At 64.6% G+C, this 21,935-nt stretch carries 20 protein-coding genes; 7 read left to right on the forward strand and 13 right to left on the reverse strand.

Annotation, left to right across the window (positions count from 1 at the left end; all coding sequences use genetic code 11):
- Position 1 precedes the first annotated feature (1 nt).
- Genes D5301_RS15880 through D5301_RS15890 form a run of 3 tightly spaced genes read left to right on the forward strand, consistent with a single transcriptional unit; the run spans position 2 to position 4,866 of the window.
- Positions 2-1,039, forward strand: a complete 1,038-nt coding sequence (locus D5301_RS15880) for a class I SAM-dependent methyltransferase (RefSeq protein WP_153856234.1) — start codon at positions 2-4, stop codon at positions 1,037-1,039.
- A gap of 27 nt (positions 1,040-1,066) precedes the next feature.
- Positions 1,067-3,817 carry a glycosyltransferase gene (locus tag D5301_RS15885; RefSeq protein ID WP_153856235.1) on the forward strand — a complete coding sequence of 917 codons (2,751 nt, stop codon included), beginning with the start codon at positions 1,067-1,069 and terminating at the stop codon, positions 3,815-3,817.
- A complete protein-coding gene (locus D5301_RS15890; RefSeq protein ID WP_153856236.1) occupies positions 3,814-4,866 on the forward strand; it encodes a hypothetical protein in 1,053 nt (350 codons plus the stop codon). Before D5301_RS15885 ends, D5301_RS15890 begins: the two co-directional genes overlap by 4 nt.
- A gap of 41 nt (positions 4,867-4,907) precedes the next feature.
- Here the strand turns inward: D5301_RS15890 and D5301_RS15895 are convergent, their stop codons facing one another.
- The 12 genes from D5301_RS15895 to D5301_RS15950 all read right to left on the reverse strand — a co-directional run bounded on the left by D5301_RS15895 (position 4,908) and on the right by D5301_RS15950 (position 16,808).
- The gene (locus tag D5301_RS15895; protein WP_153856237.1) at positions 4,908-6,878 is read right to left on the reverse strand and encodes a hypothetical protein; all 1,971 of its coding nucleotides are present in this window, start codon (positions 6,876-6,878) and stop codon (positions 4,908-4,910) included.
- Between the two features lie 107 nt (positions 6,879-6,985).
- On the reverse strand, positions 6,986-8,119 hold the full coding sequence (gene rffA, locus D5301_RS15900; RefSeq protein WP_153856359.1) for a dTDP-4-amino-4,6-dideoxygalactose transaminase: 1,134 nt from the start codon (positions 8,117-8,119) through the stop codon (positions 6,986-6,988).
- Positions 8,120-8,153: 34 nt separating this feature from the next.
- On the reverse strand, positions 8,154-8,519 hold the full coding sequence (locus D5301_RS15905; RefSeq protein ID WP_057496716.1) for an EamA family transporter: 366 nt from the start codon (positions 8,517-8,519) through the stop codon (positions 8,154-8,156).
- Between the two features lie 4 nt (positions 8,520-8,523).
- Positions 8,524-9,750 carry an acyl-CoA reductase gene (locus tag D5301_RS15910; RefSeq protein WP_057496715.1) on the reverse strand — a complete coding sequence of 409 codons (1,227 nt, stop codon included), beginning with the start codon at positions 9,748-9,750 and terminating at the stop codon, positions 8,524-8,526.
- Positions 9,747-10,850 (reverse strand): acyl-protein synthetase, encoded by a 1,104-nt coding sequence (locus D5301_RS15915; RefSeq protein ID WP_153856238.1) that lies wholly within the window; start codon positions 10,848-10,850, stop codon positions 9,747-9,749. Before D5301_RS15915 ends, D5301_RS15910 begins: the two co-directional genes overlap by 4 nt.
- Positions 10,847-12,244, reverse strand: coding sequence for an AMP-binding protein (locus D5301_RS15920; RefSeq protein WP_153856239.1), 1,398 nt, complete (start codon positions 12,242-12,244; stop codon positions 10,847-10,849). The genes D5301_RS15915 and D5301_RS15920 overlap by 4 nt, the downstream gene beginning before the upstream one ends.
- A complete protein-coding gene (locus D5301_RS15925) occupies positions 12,245-12,964 on the reverse strand; it encodes an SDR family NAD(P)-dependent oxidoreductase (protein ID WP_267463614.1) in 720 nt (239 codons plus the stop codon). It lies immediately after the preceding gene.
- Between the two features lie 29 nt (positions 12,965-12,993).
- Positions 12,994-13,242, reverse strand: a complete 249-nt coding sequence (locus D5301_RS15930; protein ID WP_057496711.1) for an acyl carrier protein — start codon at positions 13,240-13,242, stop codon at positions 12,994-12,996.
- Positions 13,239-13,991, reverse strand: coding sequence for a hypothetical protein (locus D5301_RS15935; protein WP_153856241.1), 753 nt, complete (start codon positions 13,989-13,991; stop codon positions 13,239-13,241). The genes D5301_RS15930 and D5301_RS15935 overlap by 4 nt, the downstream gene beginning before the upstream one ends.
- A gap of 5 nt (positions 13,992-13,996) precedes the next feature.
- Entirely contained in the window at positions 13,997-15,025 is a 1,029-nt protein-coding gene (locus tag D5301_RS15940; protein ID WP_228756428.1) for a glycosyltransferase family 2 protein, read from the reverse strand.
- A 98-nt stretch (positions 15,026-15,123) separates the two neighbouring features.
- On the reverse strand, positions 15,124-16,062 hold the full coding sequence (locus D5301_RS15945) for an electron transfer flavoprotein subunit alpha/FixB family protein (protein ID WP_153856242.1): 939 nt from the start codon (positions 16,060-16,062) through the stop codon (positions 15,124-15,126).
- On the reverse strand, positions 16,062-16,808 hold the full coding sequence (locus D5301_RS15950; protein WP_153856243.1) for an electron transfer flavoprotein subunit beta/FixA family protein: 747 nt from the start codon (positions 16,806-16,808) through the stop codon (positions 16,062-16,064). Before D5301_RS15950 ends, D5301_RS15945 begins: the two co-directional genes overlap by 1 nt.
- Positions 16,809-17,072: 264 nt before the next feature.
- On the opposite strand from D5301_RS15950, the gene rfbB reads away from it, so the two are divergent.
- Genes rfbB through rfbD form a run of 4 tightly spaced genes read left to right on the forward strand, consistent with a single transcriptional unit; the run spans position 17,073 to position 20,474 of the window.
- Positions 17,073-18,128: a dTDP-glucose 4,6-dehydratase gene (gene rfbB, locus D5301_RS15955; RefSeq protein WP_164162104.1), complete on the forward strand. Its 1,056-nt coding sequence runs from the start codon at positions 17,073-17,075 to the stop codon at positions 18,126-18,128.
- Positions 18,129-18,142: 14 nt separating this feature from the next.
- The gene (rfbA, locus tag D5301_RS15960) at positions 18,143-19,030 is read left to right on the forward strand and encodes a glucose-1-phosphate thymidylyltransferase RfbA (protein WP_153856245.1); all 888 of its coding nucleotides are present in this window, start codon (positions 18,143-18,145) and stop codon (positions 19,028-19,030) included.
- Complete coding sequence (rfbC, locus tag D5301_RS15965) at positions 19,027-19,584, forward strand: dTDP-4-dehydrorhamnose 3,5-epimerase (RefSeq protein ID WP_324187334.1); 558 nt, start codon at positions 19,027-19,029, stop codon at positions 19,582-19,584. Before rfbA ends, rfbC begins: the two co-directional genes overlap by 4 nt.
- On the forward strand, positions 19,581-20,474 hold the full coding sequence (gene rfbD, locus D5301_RS15970) for a dTDP-4-dehydrorhamnose reductase (RefSeq protein WP_324187335.1): 894 nt from the start codon (positions 19,581-19,583) through the stop codon (positions 20,472-20,474). Before rfbC ends, rfbD begins: the two co-directional genes overlap by 4 nt.
- Before the next feature lie 52 nt (positions 20,475-20,526).
- Here the strand turns inward: rfbD and D5301_RS15975 are convergent, their stop codons facing one another.
- Positions 20,527-21,930, reverse strand: coding sequence for a mannose-1-phosphate guanylyltransferase/mannose-6-phosphate isomerase (locus tag D5301_RS15975; RefSeq protein WP_153856246.1), 1,404 nt, complete (start codon positions 21,928-21,930; stop codon positions 20,527-20,529).
- Between the last annotated feature and the right edge of the window lie 5 nt (positions 21,931-21,935).

The raw sequence follows: 21,935 nt of genomic DNA on the forward strand, positions 1-21,935 counted from the left end.
GATGATCGATTTCCCGTTGTCGCCGAACATGCTGATGATGCCCCGCAAGCTCCCGCACAGCGCGTGGCTTGGGCACATTCCGTTCGCCAGCTGGCTGGTGGAAGTGGTGCGGCCAAAGAGCATCGTGGAGCTGGGTACGCACAACGGCGCCTCGTTCCTTGCCTTCTGCCAAGCGGTGGAAACCCAGCAGGTCAGTGCGCGGGTGTTCGCGGTGGATACCTGGGAAGGCGACGAGCATGCCGGTTTCTACGGCAATGAGATCTATGCCGAGCTCCGCGATTACCAGCAGCGCCACTACGCTGGCATTTCCGAGATGATGCGGATGCGCTTCAACCAGGCGCTGGAGTACTTCGCGGATGGATCGGTCGATGTCCTGCATGTGGACGGTCTGCACACCTACGAAGCCGTCCGCGAAGACTTCGAGACGTGGCGCAGAAAGCTGTCGCCGCGCGCGGTGGTGTTGTTCCACGACAGCTGCGTGCGCGAGCGCGGATTTGGCGTGTGGCAGTACTGGAGCGAGATATCCTCGCAGTTCCCGTCGTTTGAATTCACCCACACCCATGGGCTCGGCGTGCTGCTGGTGGGCGAGGAGCAGCCGCAGGCACTGCTGCAACTCGCCCAGGCTGCGCGTGATGGCCTGTTCGCTACCATCAACCAGTTCTTCGATGCCTTGGGTCGCAACATCAAGAACGTGGAAGAGATCGAACGGGTGAACCACGGCCTGGCCGCCGCCCATGGCGAGATCGGGCGGCTCAACGCCGAGGAAGCACGCCTGCGCGCACTGCTGGAAAAGAGCAGCTACGCCACCGAGGAGCATTACGCGATAGTGGAGTCGCAGTTGCCGAGCCTGGCCCAGGGCCTGTCACTGCTGGAGCGTCGCGTTATCGAAGGGATGAGCGAGACGCGCCAGGCACTGGACCATTCCCGTGAAGCCTCGGTCGCCAATGTGGTGGCGTCGGTGATCCCGCGCCTGGACGAGCAGGACCGGAAACTCAATCTCCTCGTGCGCCCGTGGTGGCGCCGTGCCCTTGGCCGCTGAACAAACAGGATCCCGCAAGGCACCTACATGTCCATCGACAAGACCCTACTCAAGCGTGGCCTCAAGCGGGTGGCGGCAAAGGTGCTGTCCATCAACTGGTTCGCACCGGTTCCCGATCGCCTGAAGCTGCTGGTTGCCCGTCGGGCGGGGTGCTGTGACTGGCACTGGTACGCGCGCTTCATCCTGCGTTCGCCCGGGGCGGCCGCCGAAGGCCCCAGCCACTTCCTGTCCTTTGGCAATGCCGAAGGGAAGTCACCGAGCCCGCTGTTCGACCCTGCGTGGTACTGCGCGCGTTTCGGCCTCAAGGCGTCCCCGCTTGATGCCCTGATGCAGTACCTGTTCATCGGCGACCGCCTCGGCCTGGCACCCAGCCCGTGGTTCGATCCGCGCTACTGCCGGCGCACCGCACCGTCGTCCAGCGGCCTGCGGCCGGTGCTCGGCCAGTACCTGGTGGATTACCACAACTCGGGAACGCCACACCCATTGTTCGACCAGGACTGGTACCTCAACCAGTACCCGGACGTGCGCGACAGCGGCGCCAATCCGTTGGTGCATTTCCTCTATGACGGCATTCCCGAAGGACGCCTGCCCAATCCGTACTTCGCGCCGGCGTGGTATCTGGAAACCTATCCGGATGTGGGAGGCAACGACCCGTTCGCACATTTCTTCGCGCATGGCGCGGCGGAAGGACGCAGCCCGGGGCCAGAATTCAACGCGCGACAGTATCTGGACCAGAATCCGGATGTTGCGCTGACCGGCATGAACGCGCTGGCGAACTACCTGGCGGTGGGTCGCCGCGGTGGTCGCGAGCTGGGCAAGCGTCCCTTCTCGCTGTGCGATCTTGCCGCGCCCGTGGCGCCTGCCGACGCGCCGCTCCAGGACGGCGTGGTCGACATCGTCCTGCCGGTCTACCGCGGCCTGGAAGAGACGCGCAACTGCATCGATTCGGTGCTGCGCTCGCACAACCGCAGCCGTACCCGGCTGCACATCTACAACGACTGCTCGCCCGAGCCGGAAGTGACCGCCTACCTGCGTGAGCTGGCCAGCCGCGAGCAGTCGGTACGCCTGGTCGAGAACCCGCAGAACCTGGGCTTCGTGCTGACCGTCAATGCCGGCATGGCGCACGCCCTGCAGCAGGCCGACAGCATCGGTGCTCTCCTGCTCAACAGTGACACGATCGTGACCGGTGACTGGGTCGACCGCATGGTTGCCCACCTGGGGGCCAATGTCGGCTCGGTCACGGCGCTTTCCAACAACGCTACGATCTGCAGCTATCCCCAGCTGGGCGCCAACGCGCTGCCGAAGGAGATGGATGCGTCGGCGCTGGACCACCTGACCCGCCGCATCAATGCCGGTGTGGCCGTGGATGTTCCCACCGGCGTCGGCTTCTGCATGCTGATCTCCCGCGCCGCGCTGGAAAAGGCCGGCCTGTTCGATGCCGAGGCTTTCGGCAAGGGCTACGGCGAGGAGAACGACTTCTGCATGCGCTCGGGTCGTCTCGGTTTCCGCCATCGCTTGGCCATGGACGTGTTCGTCGAACACGTGGGTGAAGTGAGCTTCGCCGACGACAGCAAGCCCGGCAAGATCATCGCGCAGAAGATCATCGACGAGCGCTACCCCGATTACGGTTCGCAAGTTGCCCGGTTCTGTTCGATGGATCCGGGCTTCTCGGCGCGCGTGCGGCTGACCCTGGAGGTCTGGAAGGCGAGGGCGCGTCCGGTCTCGGTGCTGTTGACCCACACCTGGGGCGGAGGCACCGAGCGTGCCGTGCAGGCCATGCGTGCCTCGCTGGCCGAAACCGGCGAAGTGGTGATCGTACGGCCGATGGAGGACAACAACGGGTCGGGGCTGGTCAGCGTCAGCCATGCATCGGACTTCGATGGCTTCGAGTTCCTGTTCCGCTACCGCACGCCCGACGAGCTGGCCGCGATGCTGCAGGCACTGGGCACCGGGACGCTGCAGATCCACCATCTGGTCGGGTTTGGCCCGTCGGTGCGTCGCGCGGTGGCGCTGACCGGGCTGCCCTACAGCTTCCACGTGCATGACAACTATGCGATCTGCCCGCAGATCACCCTGACCGATGCTACCGGCAACTACTGCGGCGAGCCTGGTGAAAACGGCTGTGACAGTTGCATCGCCGAGCGCCCGTCCAACGGCGCGGCGGACATCCGCAACTGGCGCGCCAACAACCAGTGGCCGCTGCTGGGTGCACAGGCAGTGTTCGCACCGAGCCGGGATGCGGCGCAGCGCATGCAGCGCTACACCGGCATTTCCGTGCAGACCGTTTACCACGAGTCGAGCATCGACACGAATCCGGGCCGGCTTGGGCGAGGCGCGCGGCCGTACCGGGTGCTGCTGCTGGGTGTGATGGCCGCGCACAAGGGCTTGAATCACCTGCTGGCCATTGCCGAGGAAGCGCGACGTATGCGTGCACCGCTCGCGTTCCACGTGATCGGCTATCCACAGACGGACATGCCCAAGAACCCGGGATTCAGCTGGAGCGGTCCCTATGCGGAGCAGGACCTGGACGAGCTGATCGAGGCGCACGACCCCGATGCGTTCCTGTTTCTTTCCCAGGCCCCGGAAACCTATTCCTACACCCTGTCGCACGCCCTGCGCGATGGCCGGCCGATTGCCGCCAACCGCCTCGGTGCGTTCACCGAGCGGCTGGAAGGCGTCCCCAATGCACTGATGCTGGCCCATGACGCGACTGCGGCCGATGCGGTACAGGCGCTGGTGACGTGGCTGGAAGGTCTGTACGAAAAGGAAACCGCATGAAACAGCGATTCGGCACGGAGCGGCGTCCTGCGCTGCGCTCGCAGTATGCCTTGCGGATTGCAGTGATCCCCGAGCGCTACGGCACGGTGATGTCGCCGTGCGCGAGCATCCGTCTGCACGCGTTCACCGAGCGCTTCGCTGCCGATGTCCGCTACCTGATGCCGGAAGAGATCGCTGCATTCAAACCGCACGCCATCCTGTGGAACCGGGGAGCGATCGAGGACGCCGACCGGATCGAGCAGATGGCCGTACTGGCCAGAAGGATCGGCGCGCGGCTGATCTATGACATCGACGACAACCTGTTGGCGATGGATGAGCACCCCGAGCGCGATGCATACGCAAAGCTGATCAGCGCCGTGCGTGCGTCGATCGACGTGGCTGATGAAGTCTGGTGCTCGACGGAGATACTGGCATCTGAAATCCGGTCTGCCGGCGGTAACGCCGTTCTCATGCCAAACGCCCTGGATCCGGACCTATGGGGTGCCCCGCGCACGCCAGTGCAACCAATGCCGAAGTTGAAACTGGTGTACATGGGTACAAGGACCCACGACGAGGACTACGCATTCCTGCAGAGGGTGCTGGGTCGTCTGCAGGCATCGCGCCCTGGCAGCTTTTCGTTGACCCTGATCGGGGTGAATGCGGCGTCGGTAGCACTGCCTGACTGGGTCGATGTGCAGTCGCCGCCAGCTCATGTAGGAGCATCTTATCCCGCGTTCGTGCGCTGGTTCGTCGGCCAAGGCCCATTTGACCTCGGCCTGGCACCGTTGATGGCCACCACGTTCAATCGGGCAAAGAGCGGCATCAAGGTGCTTGATTACGCCGCGATCGGCGTGCCTACGCTTGCGTCGGACGTCCCTGCATACAGTGCCGGGGCAGTCGGTGACTGCTTGCTGGTCGAGAACGACGAAGGGGCATGGCTGGATGTCCTGCAGCAGGTGGTCGACAGCAGGGCCATCCTGGAGCCGATCCGGCAACGTATCCAGCATTGCGTTGGTGAAGGGCATTTTGCCGAGGCGGTTGAACGGCGTTGGTTGCGCATCACTGCCTGACGTGACGCCACCTGCGGGAGATCCGCAGGTGGCGCCTTGGATCAAGGCGTCAGGTTCGGCATTGCGATCCACAGAAACGAACAGGCGCCCAGTACCACGGCTGCAGCCACGGCATGATGTGCCAGCCGCTCGAGTTGCGAGCCTGGTCTCAGGTGTGAGAGTTGGGCGCCGAGCAGTACACAGATGCCGAGCACGTACCTGCCTTGTGCCTGGAAATCATAGGTCCAGCTGTGCAGCAGGGACGCGCCCAGCAGGCTGACCGCCGCGCCGGCAGCCAGCAGGAGCTGGCTGCGTCCCAGTTGCAGCGGCTGCGACGTCGCTGCAGTGCATAGCGCCAGAAGCACCAGCAGCGTAGTCAGTCCCCAGATCGCCTGGTAGTAGGCCAGTGGAGCGTAGTACTGCATGTAGCCGTAGACGCCGAACAGGCTTTTGGCCGTGGCCACCTGCCATAGCAGGGGAGGCTGGAGCATCTGCGGGAGCGAATAGCCCTGTTCGTACATGCGAAGGCCGGGGGACGGTGCCGCGTCGCTGGGCTTGAAACCGGGAGCTGCATGGACTTCACGTAGATGATCGACCAGCTCCGCCTTCTGCGAGCCACTGCCGTTGCGCAGGACATCCACTGCGATCCATGGAGCTGCCAACGCCAGAGCCAGCGCAAACAGCGCGCCGAGGCGGTAGGCAGGCGCCAGCATCCGGCTGCGGGCAAGTCTCCAGCCGTCGTAAGCCAGGATCATCACCGAAGTGGCGGACAGGACGGCCAGGAGCCAGCCGAGTCCGTAAGCTTGATGAAGTGCGTGTCCTCCGGCCGCCCACAGAATTCCCGACGTGCAGACGATCGCCATGGCGAGCGACGAGCGGACGGGCAGGCGCAATCCGGCTGATGCCAGCGTGGTGGCGATGAAGACCGCGACTGGCCAATAGTTCCGCTTGGAGATGATAAGCAGGCCCAGGCACAGCGCGAACAGCAGGGCGTGCACGATCACCACCCGCTCGGCGTGGCGCTCACCCAGCAGGTAGCTGCGCAGCGGACTCTCGCGTGTCAACGCAATGCCTGCAGCAAGGCTTGCGGCGGCCAGAGGAAGCGCATCGCCGTTCATGTACGAAAAGACATACCACGCCTGCGGCGTGACCAGGACCGGTACGAGAGTGAACGGCGAGAGACGCAGCAGGAAAACGGCTGCGATCAGTAATAGCAATATCGATGCCTGGTAGAGCCTGAATCCCTGACGTTCGGTCAGACCAGCCTGCGCTGCGACGTTGCTCGCTTTGCCTGCGAACAAATACGTCACGTTCCATTCGGCGAGATAGCTGACGCCGTAGGGACTCGCCTGGTACGAGGGCAGCATCTCCGGCGAATCAAGCGCCGGCGGCAGCCAATGACTGTTGAAATAACGTGCACCCGCCTCATGCAGATCCTCGTCAGGGCTGACCGAGGGAGAGAGGGTGGCAAACCCTGCGAGCGCGAGCACCAGCGATGCGCAGATCAGTGATGGCCATGCATAGCTACCGGTATGAGCCATCTGCAGGCCCATCGCAATCGCAAGACAAAGGCCGAGGCCGACCCAGGCCAGCCGGGCAAGTCGATGCTGCAAGCGCGACGCATTTTCCGCAGGCGTGGGAAGTGCCATCACCAGTTGCGGGTCGCCAGCATCTGGCAGCACCTGGTAGCGCCCATCCTGGCCTAGCGCTTCGATGGGAACGAGCTCGTTCAGATGGGTCGGGACAAGCGGGGCCACAGCCGAGGGCATTGAGCCCTCGATCCGCACATCGCGTACAGCGACGGTCGACGCGCTGGTGGGAGGATCCAGGCGAAGCGTGAATGTACGTCCCGGTGGGAGCTGCAGCTGCAGATGCGAGCTGCCTGCGGGCAGCTCCCGCGTCACTGACCCGGCCTCGGAGAAACCATTGCCCTGGTCGAAGAAGACCTGCAATGAGCCGGCAGCCGGCAGTTCCACGTCGAGCGTGAGCTCGGCATTGCTGTACCGGCGGGAGCCCGCCAGCACGACCAGCAACGCGGCGATGACCAGAACGATTAGTTGGCCTCTACGGAACCGAGCCAACCCCTGCCACCAGCTGGAACACTGATGGAGCAATCCGGCGGCCGGTTGGGAGGCGCTTGTCATTCCGCCATGCCCAGGACTTCATCGGCGGCTGCGAAGATCGCATCGAGATGATCCTCAACGCCGATCCACAACGGCATGCGGACCAGCCGCTCGCTGAGCTCGTTGGTGTTGCGCAGATCGCCGTGTGTACGCCCTGCCTGCAGTCCAGCCGGGGCGGAATGCAGCGGGATGTAATGGAACACGGTCTGCACGCCGCGGGCCTTCATTTCGCTTATGAATCGCGTGCGGGCATCGAGGTCCGGGAGCAGCATGTAGAACATATGCGCGTTGTGCTGGCAGTCGTCCGGCACGACCGGCCGACGCAGGTGGCCGGCGGCCTCATGCGGAGCCGCCCACTGCTGATACCGCTCCCAGATTGCCAGTCGACGCGCGGTGATCTGGTCTGCTTCCTCTATCTGCGCGCAGAGGAACGCCGCGGTGATCTCACCGGGAAGGAACGATGAGCCAACATCGACCCAGGTGTACTTATCGACCTGTCCGCGGAAGAAGCGGCTGCGATTCGTGCCCTTCTCGCGCAGGATCTCGGCGCGCTCGCCAAACTCAGCGTCACGACAGAGAAGAGCACCGCCTTCCCCCGAGATGATGTTCTTGGTCTCATGGAAGCTGAAGGCGCCCAGCTCCCCGATGGTGCCCAGTGGCCGCCCCTTGTAGCTGGACATGATGGCCTGGGCAGCATCTTCGACAAGCGCCAGCCCATGACGTGCAGCGATGTCGACCAGGGTATCCATCTCACATGCGACGCCCGCATAGTGGACTGCGCAGATGGCCCGGGTGCGCGGGGTGATCGCTGCTTCGACCAGGCGTTCATCCAGGTTCAACGTGTCTTCACGGATGTCGACGAACACCGGGACCGCGCCCCGCAGAACAAACGCGTTGGCGGTGGAAACGAAGGTGTAGGACGGCATGATCACTTCGTCACCGGGCTGCAGGTCGAGCAGCAGCGCCGCCATCTCCAGCGCGGCCGTGCAACTGTGGGTCAGCAGCGCCCGCTGCGCCCCGGTGCGCTGCTCCAGCCAGGCGTGGCTGCGCTTGGTGAACTGACCGTCGCCGGACAGGTGGCCGTTGGCGTGCGCCTGCGCAATGTGCCAGAGCTCACGACCAGTCATGAAGGGCTTGTTGAAGGGAATCAAGAGTGTGCCTCGCAGGGTGGGCGTTGGAATAGTGTCAGGCGACCGATCGTGACAGCACGACCACACCCAGCATGATGATCAGCGTTCCGGCGATCTTGTATCCGTCCAGCTGCTCCCGGAATATCACGCTGGCAAACAGCGCGACCAGGAAGAAGTTGATCGCCATGTACGGGTAGGCCCGGCTGATCGGCATCTTGCTGATGGCGGCCATCCAGCACAGGGACGCGCCGAAGGCCGCCGCAAAGGCGGAAATGACCCATGGCTTGAGCAGCAGTTGCAGCACGTTCAACGGCTGCAGCGGCGCGGAAAGCAGGTGGCCGTGGACGCCTACCTGCCACTTCAGGATCAGCTGGCCGTAGACCGTCAGCATGATCGTCAACGCGATGAAGAGGTAGCTCATCGTCTCAGTTCCCTGGCAGGGTGATCTTGCGGGTCAGCACGTCCAGCAGGTCGGTGCCGTCCCAGACCGGGTGGAAGTCGAGTGCGCGGCCGAAAGGCACGATGCGGTCGATGGCACGATTACCGAGCCGGTCAAGCAGCTTGATCAGCGATTCCCGCGGGAAACCCTGCACGACGAGCGTCTGGTCGCGATCATCCAGCTGTGGCGCCAGTGCTTCCAGCGTGTCCAACTGAACGTCCACCACCAGCCCGTGGCCACTCTGCAGCTCGCGCAGGTTTCCATCGGCGCGGGCAGCATCGAGCGTAAGGGGATAGGTGCCCAGTGACGTGCCCGAATGCAGCCCATCGGAGGAGAGTGCGGCCATCAGGTGGGCATCGGTCACCCGGGCCATCATCGCGGCGGGCTCATCTGCGACGGCGCCGGATTGCGAGCGTACCGCAGGCCAGAACCGTGCACGCGCGGCCTCCACTGTTTCCTGCGCGCCAACCCAGTACAGGGTGCGGGGTGAAGAGCACGCCTGCTGGCCGAACCAGAGAACATCGTTGACGAACCGGTGGGCAAGCTGCTGCAGGTCCGCGTCGCTGCTCTGCAGTACATGCGCGGCATCGATGGCTGCCACACCGAATCGATCCGGGAAGGCGAGTTCAACGGCCAACGGCGCCAGCGGCAAGGAACGGATCTTGGCGACCGTTGCGTCGCCGCCCCAGATGATCCGCGCATGGCAGCTGCGGGAGATCAACGTAGTCACCGCGTCATCATGCGGATAGGTCAGCAGCACGCTGCGCTGCAGGACGTCGGCATGCAGCCCTTCCTCGCGCATGGCGTGCAGGATCGAGACCAGTGCCTCGCGTTGGGGACTGTGCTTCTGCGACAGGCGGGCTACGTTGCGATTGCCGGCCAGCACGGACATCAGCCAGGCATAGGCGAACAGCACATCGACGTTGGCCGGCGCAAGATGGAACACCAGGCCACGTGCCAGCAGGTGTTCGGTGGACGGCGCCAGCAGGCGCCGCGACAGCTGCTCCTGCGCCGCCGGACGGAACCAGTGCGCCAGCGTCGCCAGTTCGGGATGCTCGCGCAGCACCGGCAGCGCGAACACACGTCGTGCGAAATCGGCAACGAACGCGCGCGCCTCCGCACTGAAGGGTGACAGCGGCGGCAGCGTGGCCAGGCGCGCCAGCTGATCCGGCAGCGCCGCGTCTGCGTCAATGGAGAACAGGATCTGTGTCATGCGCGGGGTACCGTTCGTGTGTCGCTGCAGCCGCGGACTTCAACGTTCTTGATGCGGCCCAGTACGCTGAAATGCTTCCCGAGTCGACCGCAAGGGCAATCGTCCTCGCCGTGGATCACGCCCAGGTCTTCGGTGAGCAGGCTGTGCCCCGGGTAACTGCCAGGCAGCAGGCTCAGCACCTGCACGGCACCTGCGGTTCCATTGGCTGTTGGGCTGAGATCCTGCAGGTCACGAATGATCACATCGGCATAAGCCGGTGCATGAAGATGACCGTGCTCGCACTCGAAGAAAATCGATCCGACCTGCTCGACCATGCCGTAATAATTGTGGACGCGATCAATACCGAAGGTGCTGGATAGCGAGGCCTTGTAAGCGGCATTGTCGACCTTCTGTTCGTCCATCTTCTTCCAGCCGCCGCCATGCACCAGCATGCTGCCTTCGGGGAAGCGCAGCGTTACGCCGTCGCGTGCGGCAGCCTGGACAAAGGACTGCCAGACGATGAAGGTGAAGCCGAACAGCAGTACCGGTTCGTCCGGGGCGTTGGCCAGCCAGTGCGCCAGAGCTGCCCAGTCGGGCTGCAGCTGTTCGTCGAGCAGGTACAGATGGTCGCGGCCGAAGTTGGAGAAGCCCAGGATGCCGGCTGCGCGCGCGTTGAAGCGGCTGCGATCGCGCAGGAACGAGTCGTCGTCGATCACCAGCATGCGCATCCGGCGGTTGCCGGCAAAGTGGGAGAAGATCCGCGTCAGGGCGCGGGTCTGCGCGCGTGCGGTTTCCGCGTCGAGGAAGATCCTCGAGACGGCAGCGCCCGTGGTGCCGCTGGAAACCAGCGTGCGCAGTACCTGGTCGTCGGCGACGCTCTTCAGGTCGATCTGCTTGAACAGCCGGACCGGCAGCCAGGGCAGCGATTCCAGCGAGTCCGCCTGGCCGCCGCGCCACAATGCATCGAGCATGGCGCGGTAGGGCGGGCAGGACAGGTGGTGATGCCGGGTGAGCGACTGCAGGCCGTCCAGCAGCCATTCGCGCTTGGCCTGGCGGCCCAGCCCATAGACCTCCGCTTCCAGCGCAGCCGCTGCCAGCGAACTGTCCGTGCCTGCGTTCATTGACGTGCTCCTTGCGCGGCGAGCTGCCGCAGCGACAGATAGTCGATCTTGCCGCTGGACAGCAGCGGCAGCGAATCCAGATGGATGCAGCGGACCAGGCCGCCGAACAGCTTGTAGCGCGCCTGCACCAGTTGGCGGACGTTGTCCTGCGCAGCGGGGGCATCGCCATGGCTGAATACGACCAGATCGTCGTCATTGCCCGAGCAGGCGATCTGACGGCCGAGCGCGGTCGACAGCATCGCTTCCACTTCGTCGAGATTGACGCGGTTGCCGGAGATCTTCAGGAACCGTTTGGCGCGCCCGGTGATGTAATGGAACCCTTCGTCATCCACACGGGCCAGATCGCCCGTGCGAAGCAGGCCGTGCAGTTCGTCGGGGCGCGCAAGTCCTTCGCGCGAGGTGGCATAGCCCATCATGACATTGGGCCCCTCGTAGACCAGTTCACTGCTTTCCGCATCGACATGCATACGACCACCCGGCACCGCAACGCCGATGCTGCCGATCTTGTCCAGCAGCCGCTCGGAGGGAACATAGCTGATGCGGGGCGAGGCTTCGGTCTGGCCGTACATGACGAAGAACTGCAGGCCGTGGTCCTTGGCAGACTCGGCAAAATGCTGGACCAGTTCGTCGCGCAGGCGGCCACCGGCCTGGGTCAGCATGCGCAGGCTGGGCAGCTGCAGGCGCGCAAGGCCCATGCGGCGCAGTATTTCGTAGGTGGCCGGAACCCCGGACAGGGAGGTGACCGCATTGCCGCGTGCGGCTTCCCAGAACTCGCGGGTCATCAGGCTGTCTTCGCTCAGCACCACGCAGCCACCACAGCCCAGATGGCTGTTGAGGATGGACATGCCAAACGAATAGGCCAACGGCAATGTGGTGATGGCGCGGTCTTCGGGACCCAGGCCGAGATAGGCAACGATCGATGCCGTGTTCGCGGCCAGGCCCTGCGCGGACAACCGCACCAGCTTGGATGAACCCGTACTGCCCGATGTGCTCAGCAGCAGCGCCAGGTCGCCATGCGGCGATGGGAGCGTGAGGTGGGTTTCGCGCAGGTGGATGCCCAGAGTGCCTGCGACATGCACCGTCCGGTAACCCGCCGGCGCCGTGCCCGGCATGGCAAGCCAGTCCGGCGCGTACTGGGTCAGCAGCGCGTCCAGCAGCTCCGGGTCGACATCGGGCTGGATCAGCAGGGGTACCTGACGGGTACTGCGCAGGGCGCCCAGATAGAGCGCGACCGCGTCGATCGTGCTGGGCATCGCCAGCACGCCCATGCCCCGCCCGGCGGGCAGGTGCGTGGCCAGGGTATCGGCCAGCACGCCCAGTTCGTCATAACTGAGCGTCCGTGTTCCCTCGATGAGCGCAGTGCGGTTGCCGTGCGCCAACTGCCAGAACTGCATTCAGACCACCATCTGTCCGTCGATGCCGATGATCTGGCCTGTGATGTAGGCGGAGCTGTCGCCGAGCAGGAACGCGACCAGCTCGGCCACTTCGCGCGGCGTTCCTGCGCGGCCCATGCCGATCGATTCCACCCGCTTGGCGTGGGCGGCCTGCGGCATGGCGCGGGTCATGTCGGTATCGATGAAACCCGGCGAAATCGCATTCACGCGAATGCCCTTGGCAGCCAGTTCCTTCGACGCGGATCGGGTTGCACCGACCAGTGCCGCCTTGCTTGCCGAATACAGGCTCAATCCTGCAGCGCCATTGACGCCCATGATCGAGACGAGGTTGACGATGCTGCCCTTCCGGGTTCGCGCCATCAACCGGCTTGCATACTGCATCATCATCAACGGCGCTTTGACATTCACCGCCAGCACGCGGTCGATGTCTTCGGCACGGATCATGCCCAGAAGACCTTCGTGCAGGACCCCTGCGTTGTTCACCAGCCCATCCAGGCGGCCGAACTGGTTGAATATCTGCTTGAACACGGCGGCCACCGCATCGACGTCGGCCAGATCGATGACCGCGACCATCGGTTCCGGTGCCCCCTGTGCGGTGACCTCGGCGGCGAGCGCGCGCAGCGCGTCGTCATCGCGCGCGACGATCACCAGCTGGACGTGCTGTGCTGCCAGCAGTTCGCAGATGGCCCGGCCGATGCCTCGCGAGGCCCCGGTAACCATGACAACGGGAGCGTGGGTGCCCGTCATTGTCAGACAGCAGCGCCGTGCTTGCGCAGGATTTCGCGCGCCTTGCCGACCGAGCTCATGTCGATCACTTCGTCCATGTCGATCATGACGTTGAACGCTTCTTCCAGTGCGGCGACCACGGACATGTGCGCGATCGAATCCCACTGCGGAATGGTGTTGTAGCGCAGTTCGTCAGTCACCTGGGAGGCATCGATGCCCAACACGCGGGCGAACACGGCTACAACCTGGTCTTCGTTGCTGGAGTTGCTCATAGGAATTTCCGGAACCCGTTAAGAGATGAATTGAATTGGAAGCCAAGCCGGGCATACAGATTGATGATGCCGGTATTGGCGGCGGACACCAGCGTCGTGCAGCGCTGGATATCCCTGGTAGCCAGCGATTGCAGGGCAGTGATCCATAGCGGCATGGCCAGCATGGCGTACGGGGCGGCTGCACCTGTCAGCAGCAGCTCTGCCCTGTGCTCGTCGGCGAAGACTCGTTCTGCATGGAAGCCAATGACACGGCCGCGTGATTCCGCGGTTTGGACCAGCTGGGCGTTGACCAGGTCCTCGATCCAGTTGGCGGTGCGAAGACGTGCGTGTGCAGGGTCGATGGCAGGGTCTTCCAGAAAACGGCCATGCCCGAAGTCGTCGGCGGCGATGGACCGCAGCAACGGAATGTCCGCAGCAATGGCCGGCCGCAGCGTAGGCAGCATCCCGCGCGGGACCGCAGGCAGTTGCCCCATGCCGCTGCGTGACACGGTCAGTGACGTTTCAACGAACTGGAAGCCACAGCCGAGCACCGCAGCACGCAACGCATGCGCATTGGCATCGATGCGACCGAACAGGTAGTGGACACCCTGCTGCCTGGCCCAGGCCTGGGCCTGGTCCAGCATTGCGGCCGCCTGGTCCGTGGTGGCCGCATCCAAACGGACGATCTCGGCAGTGGTGCAGCCCAGCGCGCGCTCATCCCAGGGCGTCAGGCGCGCCTCGACCACGCTGCCGCCTGCCTGCAGAGACAAGTGGCTCATGGAGCTTCTCCGCGAACGGTCGTTTCAGAGACGATGTAGTAGGGGCGCCGTTGCACATTGCGGAAGACCTGGCCGACGTACAGCCCCACAACGCCCATGGAGAACATCATCAATCCGCCAATCAGCCAGATTGCGGCGATGATCGAGGTGTAACCCGCAACCTGGATGTCGCCGTCCCACCATCGCCAGATGCTGATGGCCACCATGACGAAGGCGACCAGCGCGCAGAACATGCCAGTGCCGGCCACCATGCGCAGCGGCTTCTCCGAGTAACCCAGGGCGATGTTCATGGCCAGCCGCAACAGGCGCCGCAGGGTGTAGGACGATTCACCCTCTGCGCGCTGCTGGTGGCGTACGGGAAGCTTGCCCGTGCGGAAGCCGGCCCATTTCACCATCAGCGGGAACGAGCGATCACGTTCCGGCATTGCACAGACCGCGTCGATGACCTTGCGGTGGAAAATGCCGAAATTGGCCGTGGAAGGGTCCTGCGGCACGCCGGTCAGCCAGCCCAGCACCGCAAAGAACCCCCACGACGAGAGGCGCTTGAGCGGGGTGTCCATGCGCTGTATCCGCTGCGCGAACACGGCTTCAAACTGCTCATCCACCGCCTTGCGGTACAGGCCGGGAATTTCTGCAGGAACATCCTGCAGGTCGCAATCCATGACGACCGTCCAACGGCCCTGGGCATGCTCGATGCCGGCTGAAATGGCCGAGTGCTGCCCGAAATTTCGCGAGAGCTTCAGGCCCTTGAGCCAAGGCCGGCTGGCGGCCAGCTCCTCGATGCGCGGCCATGCGCCGTCAGGGCTGGCGTCGTCGACCAGGATCATCTCGAACGACACGCCCATGGATCCTGCCGCAGCCTGGACCTGATCGACGAGATCTTCCAGGCACCCTTTACAGCCATAGACAGGCGCGACGACCGACAGTTCGACCGGCGGCTGCGGAGGGGAAGGCGGAACAGCGGTCATGGAGTGGTGGGCCTCGGCGCCATCTTCAGGGAAATCGGAACCATCGCGCCGGCGCATCCGCCTGCAGGGGGTAAATCCGACAACGGAAGAGTATAGACGCCCGGGCAGGGTCCGGCATGACGGCGGCGGCGCAGGCGCCGCCGCCGTCGCTTGAGTCAGAGCGCCTTTTCCAGCTCCGGCAGGATCGCAAACAGATCCCCCACCAGGCCGATATCGGCAATCTCGAAGATCGGCGCATCGCCGTCCTTGTTGATCGCGACGATCGTGCCGGCATCCTTGATGCCGGTCAGGTGCTGGATCGCACCACTGATGCCGACGGCTACATACAGTTCCGGCGCGATGATCTTGCCGGTCTGGCCGACCTGCAGGTCGCTGGGCACGTAGCCGGCGTCAACGGCGGCACGCGAGGCACCGACGGCGGCACCGAGCTTGTCGGCCAGCTGGAAGATGACCTTGAAGTTCTCTTCCGAACCAACACCACGGCCACCCGACACCACGCGCTTGGCGCTCTGCAGGTCCGGGCGGTCGCTGGCACCGGCGGCCAGGCCGACGAAGCGGGTGTGAGTCGGCAGGGCAGCATCGACGTTGGCCGCTTCGATGGAGGCGCTGCCGCCCTGGGCCGCTTCCGGCCACGAGGCGGCACGCACGGTGGCGACCACGATCTGGTCGGCCGGGGCTTCCACGGTGATGATCGCGTTGCCGGCGTAGATCGGGCGCTTGAAGGTGTGGCTGCCTTCAACGCTCATCAGGTCGGAGACCTGGTTGACGCCGAGCAGGGCGGCCACACACGGCATCAGATCCTTGCCGAAGGTGGTCGACGGGCCGAATACGTGGGTGTAGCCCTTGGCCAGCTGTGCGATCTGCGGCGCCAGCACCTGGGCGATGGCCTGCGCGTTGGCGGCATTGGCCACGGTCAGGACCTTGGCGACGCCGGCGATCTTCGCGGCTTCAGCGGCCACGGCGCCCGGGTCGGCAGCCAGCACCAGCACGTCGATGCTGGCACCGCTGATGGCGGCGGCGGCACTGACGGTCTTGGCGGTGGCGGCGTTGAGCTTGCCGTCGTGGTGCTCGGCGATGACGAGAATCCTGCTCATTACAGCAACCCCTTCTGCTTGAGTGCGGCAACCAGTTCGGCCGCGTCCTTGACCATCACACCCTTGCTGCGCTTGGACGGCGCGGCGTAATGGGTGGTCTTGAAGGTGTCGGCGGTTTCAACGCCGAGGTCGGCCAGCTGCAGGGTCTCCAGCGGCTTGGCCTTGGCCTTCATGATGTCCGGCAGCTTGATGAAGCGCGGTTCGTTCAGGCGCAGATCGGTGGTGACCACGGCCGGCAGATCCACTTCCAGCGTTTCCAGGCCGGCATCGACTTCACGGGTCACCGTGGCTTTGCCATCGGCAATTTCGAGCTTGCTGGCGAAGGTCGCCTGGGGGCGGCCCCACAGCGTGGCCAGCATCTGGCCAGTCTGGTTGGCGTCGTCGTCGATGGCCTGCTTGCCGAGGATCACCAGATCCGGCTGTTCCTTTTCGATCAGCTTGAGCAGGGTGCGCGACGCGGTCAGCGGCTGGATGGCCTGGTCGGTGACGACGTGGATGGCACGGTTGGCGCCCATGGCCAGGCCGTTGCGCAGGTGCGCCTGGGCGTCGGCCGGGGCGATGGTGGCAACCACGACTTCGCTGGCGATGCCCTTGTCGCGCAGGCGCAGGGCTTCTTCCAGAGCGATTTCATCGAAGGGGTTGGGGGACAGCTTGACGCCGTCGGTGACCACGCCGGAACCGTCCGGCTTGACCTGAATGCGGACGTTGTAGTCCACCACGCGCTTGTACGCGACGAGGATTTTCATCTGGTACGGGGTCCTTCAATAACGGGGAGAACGTCCGGTCCTGGAGCAGCAACCGGTTCGGGGGTGGGTCCCCGATTCTAGCTGGCTTGAGGTGACCATGCGAATGCGTATGGTGGGGGCTCCGGCTGTTGCGATGCAGCAATGCAGTCGGCCTGAGTTCACTTGTGTGATCGCGTGTTACCGGAGGCCCGTTGTATCCTTCAACGTTGCATTGTCGTGGCCATGAAGGCCCCGTCCCACGAATCACGATCAGGAGAACAGGTAGTGCCCACATGGCTTGTAACCGGCGGCGCCGGATTCATTGGCGGTAACTTCGTTCTCGAGGCCGTCGCGCGCGGCGTCAAGGTCATCAATCTCGATGTGCTGACCTACGCCGGAAATCTGAAGACACTGTCCAGCCTTGACGGCAACCCGAATCACCTGTTCGTCCAGGGCGACATCGGCGACAGCTCCCTGGTCGCCCGCCTGCTGGCCGAACACCAGCCGGATGCGGTGCTGAACTTCGCCGCCGAAAGCCATGTGGACCGCTCCATCGACGGCCCTGGCGCGTTCATCCAGACCAACGTGGTGGGTACCCTGGGCCTGCTGGAAGCGGTGCGGGACTACTGGAAGGCGCTGCCGGCCGAACAAAGCGCGGCATTCCGCTTCCTGCACGTGTCCACCGACGAGGTGTACGGCACCCTGGGCGAGACAGGCAAGTTCAGCGAGACCACCCAGTACGCGCCCAATTCGCCGTACTCGGCATCGAAGGCGGCCTCGGACCACCTCGTGCGTGCGTTCCACCACACCTATGGGCTGCCGGTGCTGACCACCAACTGTTCGAACAATTACGGCCCGTACCACTTCCCCGAGAAGCTGATCCCGCTGGTGATCGCCAAGGCGCTGGCTGGCGAGCCGCTGCCGGTGTACGGCGATGGCAAGCAGGTGCGCGACTGGCTGTTCGTGTCCGATCACTGCGAAGCGATCCGTACCGTGCTGGCCAAGGGCCAGGTCGGCGAGACCTACAACGTCGGCGGCAATTCGGAAAAGCAGAACATCGAAGTGGTGCAGGCCATCTGCGCGCTGCTGGATGCGCGTCGTCCGCGCGAAGATGGCCAGCCGCGCAGCAGCCAGATCACCTACGTCACCGATCGCCCCGGTCATGACCGCCGTTATGCGATCGATGCTTCCAAGCTGAAGAACGACCTGGGCTGGGAGCCGGCCTATACGTTCGAGCAGGGCATCAGCTTCACCGTCGACTGGTACCTGGACAACCAGGAATGGGTCAACGGCGTGCTCGACGGCAGCTACCGACTGCAGCGCATCGGCACCACGGCCTGAACCCGGGAGACAACATGACGCAGCGCAAGGGCATCATCCTCGCCGGTGGCTCCGGCACCCGGCTGTATCCGATCACCAAAGGCGTCAGCAAACAGCTGCTGCCGGTGTACGACAAGCCGATGATCTACTACCCGCTCAGCGTGCTGATGCTGGCGGGCATCCGTGAAGTGCTCATCATCAATACCCCGCACGAGCAGGCGCTGTTCCAGCAGCTGCTGGGTGATGGTTCGCAGTGGGGCATGGACATCCAGTACGCGGTGCAGCCGAGTCCGGATGGCCTGGCCCAGGCCTACCTGATCGGTCGCGACTTCGTCGCCGGCAAGCCGAGCTGCCTGGTGCTGGGCGACAACATCTTCCACGGCCACGGCCTGCGCGAGGTGCTCAAGCGTGCCGATGAGCGCGTGGACGGTGCGACCGTATTCGGCTACTGGGTGAACGACCCGGAGCGTTACGGCGTGGCCGAGTTCGACACGAGCGGCAAGGTCATCGACCTGGTGGAGAAGCCGGCGAACCCGCGCTCGAACTATGCGGTGACCGGCCTGTATTTCTACGACGGCAACGCCAGCGATTACGCGGCTGAACTGAAGCCGTCGCCGCGTGGCGAACTGGAGATCACCGATCTCAACAAGCGCTACCTGGCCGAGGGCAACCTGCACCTGGAAGCACTTGGCCGTGGCTATGCGTGGCTGGACACCGGCACCCACCAGTCGCTGCTGGAAGCGTCCAACTTCATCGAGACCATCCAGACCCGACAGGGCCTGCAGGTGTGCTGCCCGGAAGAAATTGCCTTCGGCAAGGGCTGGATCAACGCCGAACAGCTGGAAGCGCTGGCTGCACCGCTGATCAAGAATGGCTACGGCCAGTACCTGCATAAACTCGCGCTGCGTGGAGTCGTTCCGTGAAAGTGATTGAAACCAAGCTTGCCGGCTGCAAGATCATCGAGCCAGCCGTGTTTGGCGATGCGCGTGGCTATTTCTTCGAAACCTGGAATGCAGAGCGCTTCGCTGCGCTGGGCCTGCCGGACCGCTTCGTGCAGAGCAACGTATCGACGTCCGCAAAGGGCGTGCTGCGTGGCCTGCATTACCAGTGGCCGCGCCCACAGGGCAAGCTGGTCAGCGTGCTGGAGGGCGAGGTCTATGACGTGGCCGTGGACATCCGTCGCGGATCGCCGACCTTCGGCCAGTGGGAAGCGGTGGTGCTGAGTGCGGAAAACAGGAAGCAGTTCTGGATTCCAGAAGGCTTCGCGCATGGGTTTGCCGTGCTCTCCGAACGTGCGCTGTTCAGCTACCTGTGCACCGATGTCTACGTCAAGGAAGCGGATGCGGGTATCCGCTGGAACGATGCTGACATCGCAATTGGCTGGCCGATCAGTGCACCGACCTTGTCGGCGAAAGACGAGAACGCTCCGTTCCTGAAGGACATTGCTGAAGACCGCCTGCCGGTCTACATCCCGTGACGGCGCTGGTGTTCGGCGGCAATGGCCAGGTCGGCCAGGAGCTGCTGCGCGCGCTGGCGCCGCTGGGCAAGGTGGTCGCAACTACCCGCAGCGGGCAACTGCCCGACGGAAGTGCCTGCGAAACCGCCGATTTCGGCCAGCCCGACAGCCTGCCGGCATTGCTGGATCGCCTGCAGCCATCGGTGGTGGTCAACGCGGCCGCCTACACGGCGGTTGATCGTGCCGAGCAGGATGCCGAGGCCGCCTTCGTCGCCAATGCGCAGACGCCGGGCATGATCGCGCGCTGGTGTGCGGCGCACGGCGTGCCGTTCGTGCATTACTCCACCGACTACGTGTTCGATGGCCAGGGCAGCGCGCCCTACCGCGAAGACGAGCCGACCGCGCCATTGGGCGTGTACGGCACCAGCAAGCGCGATGGCGAGGATGCGGTTCGCGCGGCCGGCGGTCGTCATCTGATCTTCCGCACGGCGTGGGTGTATGCCTCGCATGGCGCCAATTTCCTGCGCACGATGCTGCGGGTGGGCGCCGAGCGCGACCAGTTGCGTGTGGTGGCCGATCAGATCGGCACGCCGACACCGGCCGCGCTGATTGCCGATGTCACTGCGCAGGCACTGCAGCATCCGGGGCAGCTGTCCGGCACCTGGCATCTGACGGCCAGCGGCCAGACAAGTTGGCATGGGTTCGCCGAGGCGATCTTCGCCGAGGCGCTGGCGACCGGCGTGTTGGCGAAGGTGCCGACCGTCGAGGCGATTCCCAGTTCCGAATACCCGACTCCGGCCAAGCGCCCGGCCTGGTCGGTGCTGGACAACCGCAAGCTGCAGCAGGATTTCGGCATCGTGCTGCCTGCATGGCAGGACGGCCTGAAGCGGGTGATGGCGGAGATGGCCTGACCCGGCAGGCGACGTGCCGACCAACGGTCGGCACCCACCGCAGGGCGTCGGATCAACTGCGCCCGTACGTGTCCTCGAAGCGCACGATGTCGTCTTCACCGAGGTAACTGCCGGACTGCACCTCGATCAGTTCCAGCGGTAGCTTGCCCGGATTGCGCAGGCGATGGGTCACGCCCAGCGGGATGTACGTGCTCTGGTTTTCGCTGAGCAGGATCACCTCGTCGCCGCGGGTCACCTCGGCGGTGCCGCTGACCACGATCCAGTGCTCGGCACGGTGGTGATGCATCTGCAGGCTGAGCGTACCGCCGGGCTTGACGGTGATGCGCTTGACCTGGAAACGCTCGCCGTTGTCGATCGAATCGTAGGCCCCCCAGGGGCGGTAGACCTTGCGATGCCAGGTGGCCTCGCTGCGGCCTTCAGCCTTCAGCTGAGCGACCACGGTCTTGACCTCCTGCATGCGGTCAGCCTTGCCGACCAGCACTGCGTCGTCGGTCTCGACCACGATCACGTCATCCAGGCCGACCAGCGCCACCAGGCGCTGTGCATAGGCATAGGTGTTGCGGCAGTCGATGGCGATCACGTCACCCTGGTGCGCATTGCCATCGCCATCCTGATGCGAGACATCGCGCAGTGCGGTCCACGAACCGACGTCGTTCCAGCCGGCATCCAGCGGGATCACCACCGCATCGGCGGTCTTTTCCATCACGGCATAGTCGATCGAGTCGGATGCAACGGCGGTGAAGGTAGCCTTGTCCAGACGGGTGAAGTCGGCATCGCGGCGCGCCTGCTGCCAGGCCTGGCGGCTGCCGGCCAGCATCGCCGGCTGGAAACGCTCCAGCTCCTGCAGGTAACGCGAGGCCTTGAACAGGAACATGCCACTGTTCCAGTAGTACTGGCCGCTGCTGACGTAGCCGGTGGCGGTGTCCAGGTCGGGCTTCTCGACGAAACGCTCGACCGCGCGCAGGCCCTGGCCGTCGGCAGCCTTGATATAGCCGTAGCCGGTTTCCGGACCGGTCGGCACGATGCCGAAGGTGACCAGCTTGCCGGCTTCGGCGGCACTGGCTGCAGCCTTCACGGCTGCATGGAACGCGGCTTCATTGGCAATCACATGATCCGAGGGCAGCACCAGCAGCAGCGCGTCGGCGCCGTCTCGGGTAGCTTCCAGCGCGGCAACGGCGATGGCCGGGGCGGTATTGCGGCCGACTGGCTCAAGGATGATCGCAGCCGGCTCGGCGCCGACCTGCTGCAGCTGTTCGGCAGCGACGAAGCGGTGCTCCTCGTTGGCGATCACCAGCGGACCGTGCGCGGCGATGGGAGCGACGCGCTGCCAGGTGGCCTGCAGCATCGTCAGTTCTCCCGCCAATGGCAGGAACTGCTTCGGATACGCCTCGCGCGACAGTGGCCACAGGCGGGTACCGGAACCACCGGAGAGGATGACGGGCTGGATGCTGCTCATGCGTT

Origin of the sequence: Stenotrophomonas sp. MH181796, from assembly GCF_009659995.1 — a bacterium.
Classification (GTDB): domain Bacteria; phylum Pseudomonadota; class Gammaproteobacteria; order Xanthomonadales; family Xanthomonadaceae; genus Stenotrophomonas; species Stenotrophomonas riyadhensis.